Consider the following 11383-nt stretch of genomic DNA (forward strand, 5'->3'; position numbering starts at 1 on the left):
CGGAAGGAGAGGGTGCGCGGAACACAGTTTTCGTTATTCGTTATTCAATATTAAAATTTTGTCATCTTCCGTTGTTACTCGCGCGTTGCGATTAACTACAGAAATAACGAATAATGAACACTGAATAGCGAACACTGAATACCGCAAACCGTTATTTATACTGAAACCGAATGGGGCTGGGTGTATACCGGAAGACAAGTTCATGAACACCCTTCTGAAGATAAAACGGATTTTCGATCTGGCGGCTGTTGTAGGTGTAGCCAACCCGGATACTGCCCGACAATTCATACTCTGCCAGCACAACGAAGTAATTTTGAGTACTGAGGATGGTGCTGTTGTTAGCCCGGTACGACAGACCCAGCCCTAGTTTTTCTTCAAGCCAGACTTTGGTGTTGAGGTCGATCCCGAGCGGATACCCGGTTTGTTGGGTGAGCAGAATAGACGGCAGAAACTCAATCCCTTCGCTGGCTTTAAGTCGACCGCCAAAATTGATGAACAACGGCCGTTGGTAGCGAACCGAGGAGTTTTGCCGATTGTCCAGACTCAGGGCCCGGTCGATGATTTCGGGCATGGAGACACCCGCCCAAAACCGCTCGGCTTCGTAATAAACGCCCGCTCCCACGCTCGGAAGTGCTTTATTGACGGCGGCTATGCTCGATGCATCGTAAACCGGCAACACGTTGATCCCGCCCGAAGCACCGAACGACAGTTTCGCCATCGACGGCAGCGTGATTCGATAAGACAGACTCCCGTAAACGCCGGTGTTGGAATAGAGACCCATTCGGTCGTTGAGCGCCTGAAGGCCCAAGCCTACTTTCCCGCCCGCCAACGGCCCATCCGCCCCGAAGCTTTGCGTAATTCCAAAGCCGGGTCCGCGCAGCGAGAACCACTTCCGCCGAAAAATAGCCGTCATCGTCAGGCTTTCCCGGCTACCGGTAAAGGCGGGATTGATGGTGAGGGGATTTGTCAGGTATTGCGAATACAAAACTTCCCGTTGCGCCCAGACCGTTTGGCTCCCGGTCACGCACAGGCTTAGAAGACAGGCTAATTTCCAGACAGCTTTCCGAATCATTCACGAGTCAAATTGGGTGTACGAAAGTACAAAGAAAGCTATTCAACCTGAAGTATCTTAATTTCGGTCCGCCGATTCCGCTGATGTTCGGCTTCCGTACACTTTACACCGTCTTTACAACCGTTCAGCAACAAGCTTTCGCCATAACCGGCGGCCTTCATCCGTTTGGCCGAAATACCGCCTTTTACCAGGTAATTTACAACGGCCCGCGCCCGCTTGGTCGACAGTACTTTGTTGTAAGCCGCTGAAGCCCGGCTGTCGGTATGCGACCGGAGTTCAATACGCATCCGGGGGTATTTTTTCATCAGCGCAACGAGTTTGTTGAGTTCCACAGCCGCATCCGGCCGGATGGTCCATTTATCCAGGTCGTAATAGATGTTCTCGATTTCGATGATGTCGCCCGCCCGGAACATCATCAACTCCGTTGTCGCGTTAGCTGCCGGCAGGATGCGCGCACCGGTAGTCCCCATACAATCTTTGATGGCTTCCAGCAGGTATTCACAACCCGGATCGACCATAAATTCGTAGCTACCATCTGCTCCGGTCATCATTTGCACAACCGTGCTGTCGCACAGATTCCGTAAAATCACCGCCACGCTGTCGATGGGCTGGCGTTCCGAATGGGTCAGAATCCGGCCCCGGATACGCGATTTCAGCGGGGTTGCCGCCAGCAATTGGGCGGTATTCAACGGGATTTCCAGCCGCAGAGGCTGATCATCCGCCAACCCCCGGGTTGAAAAACCGAGCCGGTTGGTTTGAAAACCGGGTAAGGATGCGGCAATTCGAAAATCACTGTCCGGATCCAGACAAAGTCGCACGTTCCCCTCCGCATCAGTTTGTGCTAGTCGTTTACCGTCTGTCAGATTTTGCTGATCAATATCCAGTTGTGCGTTGCCGAGCGGTTGTTTCGTTTGTGCATCAAAGACGTTGATGGTCAGTTCCCGGCAAGTATACAGCGAACCGATCCGCTGAAACCGGTAAATGTCGTCGTCGGTCCCCCCGTGTAACCGGTTGCTGCTGAAATAGCCATTCATCCGGACGCCGTCGGTCACAATTCCAAAATCGTCTCTCGATGAGTTGAGCGGTTCGCCCATATTCTGAACCGATTTGACGGATGTTCCCTCTACAAGCTGGGCATAAAAAATGTCCAGATCGCCAAGTCCGGGATGGCCATCTGAGGAGAAATACAGGTTGCCCCGGTCATCAACAAATGGAAACAACTCGTTTCCTTTGGTGTTGATGTCCTTGCCCAGATTGACCGGTTCCGACCACTTGCCGTCGTCAAACCGGGAAACATAGAGGTCGGTTCCACCAAAACCGCCGGGCCGGTCGGAAGCAAAATAAAGCAGGTTGTCGCTGGGACTTAAGGCCGGATGGCCGGTCGAAAACTCGTCGCTGTTAAAAGGCAATTCGTGCGCTTTCCCCCAAGCTCCTTTTTGTTCCTCAGCAACATACAGCTTTAACTTGTTGATACCGTCGGAGCTTTCCCGGTATTTGCCCTGGTTATAATTGTTGCGCGTGAAGAATACTTTCGAGCCGTCTTTGGTAAACGCAACGGGCCCTTCATGGTACTTTGTGTTGAGGGTTCGGGCAAACTGTTTCGTCTCCCCAGCCGATTCATTGAGTTCGGAGTTTGTCGGCCTACGGCTCCCCCCATTGAATCCCAGCGTTCGGCTGTCATTCGCGGTCGGGTCGGTATAGGCATCTTCGCCCAAGGTGCGCTGGGGTTTTACCCGTTTGGGGGTTCGATGGGCGACGCCACCGCCCAGACTGGCGACGGTGTTGCTGAAGTTGGTCGCGTCGGGCATGAAATACAGATCGAGAAAGGGTGAGTTGTCCCAGCTAAAGACACGTTTGAGGGGGCCTCCCTGGCGCTTGTTGGTTACAAACACCAGTCCGTCTTTGTAATACATGGGGCTAAACTCCGCTCCGCTGGTGTTGATTTCCAGAAAGTCAATCTTGTAATTCCCGGGATTCCGCGACAAAATACTGATGTCTTTATAGAGTTTAGAGAATTGCTTTCCCCGCTGGTCGTCGTTTTGGTATCGGCTGTATAGCTCGTACACTTCCTGCGATTCCCGGTATTTGCCGTTGCTGGCCAGTGTCTGTGCATAATACAGATAACAGGGAATGTAGTCGGTTTTCGGCTCTTTCAACTGTCCGAACAGGCTCCGATAGACTCGTTCGGCATTGGGCATATCCCGCAGCTGTCGGTAGCTGTACGCTAATTTTGACAAGGTCGACAGCCGTTCCTCTTCCGACAGCTCCGACCGGTTCAGTGCCTCTTCGTACAGGTTAATGGCATTGCTGTACGCCAGCCGGTCGAACTGATGATCCGCCTGTTTCAACAGCGACTGTGCCAGCGCAGACCCGACCAGTCCAATCACCAGACAACACAACAGGAGAACACCACGCATAAGAAAGGTAGCTGGACTTCAAACTAGAGACAACACCCGCACTATAACACCGTAAACGTTTGCCAATCAAATCAGAAATAGCGGGGGGTTAGAATTTTATTTTTTCCAAAACCCAGTTCATACCGGAGCATGATTTCGTGGGAAGGCAACTTGAAGGTTTTCAGTTTATTCAGCATCTGATCGTAGGCATAACCCAGCCGGAGTTGGTCGGATAGCTGCACTTCTACAATTCCGACAATCGCATCCTGGTTGTATTTGTCGCCGTTGTTGAGCGCACTCTCGTAGCTGTTAAACTGATTCCGTCGGTAGGAAGTCCCGACCGCAATCCGGTCGGCAATCCACAAATTCAGGTTGCCATCAATGCCCAGCGGAGCGCCTTCGACGTATTTCACCAGCGTCGACGGTTTCAGTTTCAGAACCGGACTCAACCGAACCACAAACCCGGCCATGGCGTAGGCGTGACGCCGTTGGACGGATTTTTGCAAACCGGCATTGTAGTCCGTCAGCCGGTTTTTGATCAATTGGGGGACCGAAACGCCGATGTACGATTTATCGTTGCTGAGGTAAATACCGGTCCCGAAATTGGGCAGGATTTTCGAAACGTTCTCGGCAAAAGCCGGATCGCCTTCCCGATCGGTCCGCACTTTTGCCAGATCCGCCTGAAAACTACTGGCTCCGGCCTGGATGCCGAGCCCGAGGGTGGAACGACTCCCCAATTTAATCCGAAACGCGTACGAAGCATACGCGCCGGTGGTGTTATACTCGCCAATCCGGTCGTTGAACAGTTGCAGCCCCAGGCCAATCCGCTCGCGGTTGACGGGCATGTCGATGGTAAAGGTGGTCGTTTGCGGAGCTCCTTCAATACCACCCCACTGGTTGCGGTACAACGCCGTCATGCTCAACACATCGCGACTCCCGGCATAAGCGGGATTGACGGCCATCATATTAAACATATACTGCGAAAACATGTGGTCCTGCTGCGCCTGAACCCGGCTACCTCCAGCCATTCCAGCCAGCAGCAGCGCTATTTTCCCCCATTTTCTAAACCTGCTTACCATCGTTTTTAGCGGTTAATCGTCATAAATCGTATAAACTTGCGGCCATCGCTCAGTTCGACGACGTAGAAGTACGTGCCATCGGGCAACCCTTTCGAATTCGACCCAATCCGCACACCGGTATTTGTGGTACCGTCCCAGTCATTCCTGTAATCCAGGTTGCGGTAAACCGTGTGGCCCCAGCGGTTAAAGACTTCCAATTGGACGGTAGCCCCGCCCGTATTTCGAATGACAAACTGATCATTAATACCATCGCCGTTGGGCGAAAAGCCTTCGGGAATCATGATTTCGTCCCCATTGGTATTGAAGATCAGCGGAGTCGGTACACTTTCATCGGCTTCGGTCGGATCGTTGTTGCCGTTCAGGTCCGGATCAAGGCCATTGGTCGACACATCGCGAACGGTATCCGATCCGGCAACGGCCATTGCGTAGACCGAGTTGAGGTATGGACTCGTCCGGCCGTCAGTTGTCAGATTCAACGCCAGTACCAGGGTATCGCTCCGGCCAACCGCCAGTTTACTGCCCGCAGCCAGCAATTCCGGATCAGCCGCGCCGTCGTAACCCGTATTGGCTAACAATTCACTATCGGATAAGAGGGTTAGTCCCTCAACCTTATAGCTGGCCCCGGTGGTGGTGTTGAATACCTCGGCGAGTTTGCTGGTTAACTGCACATTTGTCAGCTCTGCCGAACCATAGTTTTTAACAACAAGCTGATACGTAACCCGGTAACTACCATCGGTTTGACGAACCGTGTCTTTGACCGCCAACGCCACCCCAATTGCCGGGGCTTTGGGAACACCCAATAACGTGATCGTGGTTGGCAGACTGTTGTTGCGCGGATCAAGGTCATTGTCCGGGTCAACACTGGAACCCGCCGTCGACGTGTCCGTCAGCATCGTAACCCCGTCCAGTGTCATGGCTTTGGCGATGGCGATGTTGTGGTAGATCGTGTTCGGGCTGTTACGAATATCTACTTGAACCGTGAGGTGGATGCTCCGTGTTTCTCCCTTAGGTAATGTACTCAGGGAATCGACCAGCAGGTTTGTCAGCAGCCCCTGTCCGGTATAGGTTGTGTCTACTGTCAGACCCGTGTCGGCCACAATGACCGGTTTCTTTGGTCCGATCAGCACATCATTGCCAAACGTCTGAGTCAGATTATCAGCTACCTGTACCTGCTTCAGATCATCCGAGCCGAGGTTACCCACCTTGATGGTATAGGTAATGTTGTAAACGCCAGCCCCCAGATCTTCCAATTTGCTGACCGATTTGGCCACTCCAAGCAAGGACGGTGGCAGATCGAACCGCACGGCTGTCGGTTCGTTACCATAAGGTGCCGGATTGAACCCGGTATTGGAGAGGTCGGTCACCAGCGTATCAGCCTGAAGGCCGGTTCCGATTAGTTGGGTATAGAACGGACCCATCGAATTTGCGGGCTTGATGTTGACCGTTACCTGAACTGTATCCGACGCTCCAGCCGCCAAGGTACTGTGCTCGCTATCGAGGAGCGAGGAGAGTTGTTTCCCGTCGTAATTAACATTGGGTTTCAGCGTACTATTGACACCTACAGCTGGAATCCCAACCACGCGGCACGAATCAGGTTTCTCATACCCGGCGAGCAGACTATCGGAGAGCTGAACCTGACTCAGGTTCGTGTTTCCGTAGTTTTTAATCGTTACTGTATATGTTACATTATAGCTGCTATCGGCCTGTGGCTCGACCCTCGCGACGGCCAGCGCCACCCCGAGTTGCGAAGGCGGAGCCGAATTGAACTGACCGGGAGTCGGCTCGGTGTTATTATTCGGATTGCCATCGTTATCCGGATCGGCTTTGCTGCCATTCGTAGACGCATCATTCACTGTGACCTCATCGAGTTTGGCCAGCAGGTATGCCTGATTATAGAACGTCTTGGTCAGGCTTCCCTCCGGATGCGTCCGAACATTGACCTTCAGCAGAATATGTTCGGTAGCACCCGCTTTGATCATACTCTCGCTGAGCAGGAGCTGCGTATTACCGACCCAGCCACTATAGGCCGGATTGAGTTTTAGCATCGAACCATTTCCAACCGATACAACGACCGATTCGATCACGTGTGGATCAAAAACCGACTGGACATCATCCGTTACCTGTACCTGAGTTGCATTCTGGTCACTCAAGTTGGTCAACGCAATGTCATAAGTAAATTCAAACAGGGTTTCTTCTTTTTGCGTTACTCCTTTCAGCGCTTTCGCTACGCCCACACTATTCGATTGAGCGGGTGTGGTATCTTCAATTGTCACCGTAGCCTTGTTGTCGGCCAGGTTCGGATCGACCTGATCGAGATAGATGATTTCCACCAGGTTGCTGATCGCTCCTTTTGTCAATACCCGTACCGAGTAGTGGAAAGACACTTCATCCCCGGCAGGCAGAACCGAAATCCAGGCTCCTAAATGCCCGTGGGCATCGACAATCAGATTCCCCGGCGACACCAGTTCCAGGCCGCTCGGCAGAATGATCCGGATGTCGCTGTGGGTGGCCGTACACGTGCCTTTGTTTCCCAGTTTCACGTTAAACGTGACGACGTCCCCCACTTTAGGGTTCGGATTGTCAACGGTATACCTGACATAGAGGTCCGAACGGCAGGTATCAGTAACACAATCAAAGATCCCGACATCAATCAGAGTTGGTGGACTATAGCAACCGGATGTACTCCGTTCAAAGGCATAGAAAACTCCTTTACCAACGGCATCCGGACGCATGACGATGGGTGACGCGGGACTCTCGCTCAGGTGAAACTCAAAGACACCACCCGGGGTAAAAGGCTCATTTTCCACCACTTTTGTCAGATCGACCGTCTGGCTCGGACACGTATTCCGGACCATCATGGCCGCAATCGGTGACTCGATGGGTTCCTTCACGTGGATAACTACCGGCTCCGATGCCACCGACGCACAACCCTGATTATCTACCAATTGTACCGAATAAGTTCCGCTGGTTTTTACCACAATGCTTTGGGTCGTTTCGAGCGTACTCCAGCGGTATTTATGACCATCCGGGGATGCGTGTAGCAAAACCGAATCGCCGTGGCATAGGACAGTATTCACCTGGGTAATCGTCGGCTGGATCTTGGGTCCTTCAATCGTCAGCTTCATGGAAGCTTTAGCGGGCTGACAGGGGCCGTTTCCGTCTGGATCATTCGTCGTGAATGTCAGGATCACAAAACCGGCATTGGCATCGGCGAGGGACGGTTTGTAAGTCGCATCCAGAGAAGCCGGATTATCAAAAGTACCCGTGCCACTGCTCGTCCAGAGCGCACTGGTGGCGGCTCCGCCCAGCGTTCCGTTCAATTTGTATTCCTTCGCCGAACAGATTGTCGCGTCCGGACCGGCCGATGCCGTAGCCGGGTTGGTCGTACAGAGAATTTCACCACAGGTAATTACTGTCACCATAATTTGGCTGGCCGGGCTGTAGCAACCATTTGTTGTTTTCTCGACAGCATAATAGGTTCCTGCCCCTACAGTGGTCGGATTTGCCACTTTTTGCGCGGGATTCGGCGTTGAACTGGTATAGAATTCGAATTCCCCCCCTGTTGTCGAGACAGAACTATTGATGGCTTTTGTGAGGTCGGCTGTTAGCAGCGGACAATCGTTAATGATATTCACGACAAGCGGTTTATTCACTTTCGGATGCACCGTTATCGTTACCTCGTTCGATTTGTCACTTTTGCAATCTTGTGATGTACTGCAGATAGCCCAATAGGTTGCGGTTTGCGTCGGATAAAGCGTGATGGAAGCCCCCATCTGGTTGTTCGACCATATCACTGTACCGTTCTGGCAACCCGCTGCCGTTAAGGTAACCGGGTTCTCGAAGCATACGGCAGGTGTATTGACCGAAATCATCGGAGCCGCCGGAGTATTGACCTGTATGGTGCTTACCGGTGATTTTTCACTGACGCAGGTTCCAAGGGAACAGGTGGCCCAATAATCGGTTGTTGCCGTTAGCCCAATGCTAAGGCTGGTTCCGGTCGCACCTGTTGACCAGGTTACGGTGCCCGGACAACCGATGGCTGTAAGCTTAGTGGTTTCGCCGGGGCAGAGATTCATATTGTCGGCGGCAAGTGTTGGCGCGTAAAGTGTGACCACCGATACGCTGATTGGGTCAGATGCCGCGCTCTGGCATGTGTCATGTACCTTACAAACCGCTGTGTACGGCCGGTGGCCGGTTATGTTTTCCAGCACCATGCTGCTTCCGGTTTCGCCATTGGACCAGATGATCGTACCATTCGGGCATCCAGTTGCCGTTAAGGTAGCTGACCCACCGTAGCAAACAACCGACGTAGAAGCAGAAACCATGGGCACCGGCGCATCACATTCTCCTTTGATTTTTACCGTAACCGGGGTTGGTTCGCTCAGACAGCCTTTGATTTTGCAATGGGCGTAATAGCTTGTCGAGGTAGTTGGATTCACCTCAATACTACTACCCGTTGCTCCGGTGGACCAGATTATTTGCCCGCCGACGCAACCCGTTGCCGAAAGAACTACGGTTTCACCCGGTTCAATTTCTGTCTTCGACGCCCAGACAACCGGTGGCAATGGCGTATTAACGACCACCGTATACGCATCCGAGGGATCACTGATGCAACCGTTGTTTTGACAGGTTACGGTATAAACCGTCGTCTGCGTTGGCGATACTATGATACTGGTAGCCGTTTCTCCGTTTGACCACAGCGGAGTTCCCATACAGCCTTCTACGGTCAGACGAATTTCGTCGCCCGGACAAATATGCCCATCCGTACACTTACAGACCCGAATAGTCGGCTTTGCGGGGGTATTGACGTGTACTGTAATTTTGGCGGGTAATCCGTTACATTGTTCGTTTACTTTACAAGCCGCGTAATATTCCGTTGTCTGCGTTGGATTCACAATCAACGTATTACCTGTTGCATTCGTCGACCACACCACCGTTCCGTTGCCGCATCCGGTTGCCGTCAGGGTGACAGGCTGACCTTTACAAATCGCGGTCGCCGACGCTACCACCGTCGGAGTCGGAGCATTGCTGTTATTGACATTTACCGTAATGGTGTTTGAGGTTACGCTGGTGCAGTTGTGTTCTTTACATTGCGCGGTGTAATGGGTTGTCGAGCCTGGCATCACCGTGATGCTGCGCCCTGTCGATTGGTCTGACCAGATCACTTGTCCTCCCTGACATCCTTCAGCCGTTAGCGTCACTACTTCTCCTGCACAAATCAGCGTTTTATCGGATTTAATAATGGGTGCTGCCGGATTGACCACCGTAACCGACAGCGGTTGCGATGGTTCGCTGGTGCAATTACCCACTTTACAGGTAGCCCGGTAGGTTGTGTTGTTGGTGGGCGATATACTTACCGTAGCTCCCATCGCTCCATTTGACCAGGTAACCGTACCCGCACAATTCATCGCCGTCAGTTGTACTGATCCACCCAGACAGATTACATCTGCGCTGATATCGACCAAAGGCGGCTGCGGTTTTGCAACGTTCACGACGAACACATCGGACACAGGACTGACACAAGTTTCGCGTTTGCAAACCACCGTGTACGAAGTCGTTGTTGTTGGGGCAACAAGAATACTCGCCGTCGATTCGCCCGTCGACCATAAGGGGACACCGATGCAATTGACAATGGTTAGCGTACTGGTTTCACCGGGGCAGATGGTGTTCGTTGTAGCAATAATGGACGGTTTTGGTAACGGTCCGGTTCGGATAATAATGGACTGTGAAGGGCCGCTGATACAATTATGTATCCGGCAGTTGGCGTAATACGTAGTTGTTCCTTCCGGCATCACCGAAATAACCGACCCCGTTGCTCCGGTAGACCAGATAATTCTGCCTTCGCATCCTGTAGCAGTCAAACTTACCGTACTGCCTACACAAATTTCTGTCGCCTGGGCGGTAATTGTGGGCGGTTGCGGATTGGATACTTTAATAATAACCGGCTTCGATGGCTCACTTGTGCAGTTTGCCAGCTTACATTGGGCGGTATACGTCGCTGAGGTGGTGGGTGAAACGACCAGGTTTTCCCCCGTTGCTCCCGTCGACCAGATGATGGTTCCGGCACAGTTTGATGCGCGAAGCGTAACGGCGTCTCCCGGACAAATATCGGTCACGTCGCACACAATGATGGGCGGTTCTACTGTACAAGTTGTACACTGTATCCCTGTAATCGTAACACTGGTAGCCTCAGTGCTTGTGCATCCGTTAACTGTCTGGGTTACGGTATATACCTGATTTCCCGCTGAGGTAGGGATTACGGTCACCTCACTGCCTACTGTTGCCGATAAGCCCGATCCGGTCCACTGAAAAACCGCTCCGTTGCCGCCATGGGCTGTCAGGGTTACCATTGAGCCTAAACAGACAGTAGCAGTTGGGGATATCGATACTTGCGGTTTTTCGGGCCCATCAGGTTGTACTAAGGTGACAGTGATCGGATTCCCTGCACATTCCCCCACTAACGCAGTTATGCTGTATATCCCGGTTTGTAACGCATTGAGCAGGATTTGCCCGGCTCCATCGGCGTTTCGCGTTTCTATACTAATTTCACCGTTGTTACGGCGGTACCGTATTTGGTAAGTCTGGTTAGCGGCAAAATTTCCAAGTAAGATATTCCCATCATTGCTTCCCGTACAGGAGGTCGGGTTAGAAGTTGAGACTAAGGCCGGAGTAGGCGCGGGGTTAACCCCCACCGTGATCTGCCGGGTGATACTACAGCCACTCACCCCCCCATCACTGATGACCACCGTAAAGGTGCTCGTGTTCGTCAGGTTCGAAACCGTCACACTGCTGCCACTCTGACCACTCACCCCTGCCCCCAGCCACTGATAGCTCAA

General features: G+C 52.5%; 4 protein-coding genes. All 4 read right to left on the reverse strand.

The window, feature by feature from the left end; translation table 11 throughout:
- Positions 1–151: 151 nt before the first annotated feature.
- Positions 152–1072 carry a PorP/SprF family type IX secretion system membrane protein gene (locus ACO2Q8_RS02665; RefSeq protein WP_423343224.1) on the reverse strand — a complete coding sequence of 307 codons (921 nt, stop codon included), beginning with the start codon at positions 1070–1072 and terminating at the stop codon, positions 152–154.
- A gap of 38 nt (positions 1073–1110) precedes the next feature.
- Positions 1111–3489, reverse strand: a complete 2379-nt coding sequence (locus ACO2Q8_RS02670; RefSeq protein ID WP_423343225.1) for an OmpA family protein — start codon at positions 3487–3489, stop codon at positions 1111–1113.
- Between the two features lie 71 nt (positions 3490–3560).
- The gene (locus tag ACO2Q8_RS02675) at positions 3561–4547 is read right to left on the reverse strand and encodes a PorP/SprF family type IX secretion system membrane protein (RefSeq protein ID WP_423343226.1); all 987 of its coding nucleotides are present in this window, start codon (positions 4545–4547) and stop codon (positions 3561–3563) included.
- Between the two features lie 5 nt (positions 4548–4552).
- The gene (locus ACO2Q8_RS02680) at positions 4553–10663 is read right to left on the reverse strand and encodes a gliding motility-associated C-terminal domain-containing protein (protein WP_423343227.1); all 6111 of its coding nucleotides are present in this window, start codon (positions 10661–10663) and stop codon (positions 4553–4555) included.
- Positions 10664–11383: the final 720 nt, after the last annotated feature.

Origin of the sequence: Larkinella sp. VNQ87, assembly GCF_049445795.1 — a bacterium.
Classification (GTDB): Bacteria; Bacteroidota; Bacteroidia; order Cytophagales; family Spirosomataceae; genus Larkinella.

Bases quoted from the DNA above. Each gene is read 5' to 3' on its own strand.
- ACO2Q8_RS02665 (WP_423343224.1), bottom strand. From the start codon at position 1,072: ATGATTCGGAAAGCTGTCTGGAAATTAGCCTGTCTTCTAAGCCTGTGC.
- ACO2Q8_RS02670 (WP_423343225.1), bottom strand. From the start codon at position 3,489: ATGCGTGGTGTTCTCCTGTTGTGTTGTCTGGTGATTGGACTGGTCGGG.
- ACO2Q8_RS02675 (WP_423343226.1), bottom strand. From the start codon at position 4,547: ATGGTAAGCAGGTTTAGAAAATGGGGGAAAATAGCGCTGCTGCTGGCT.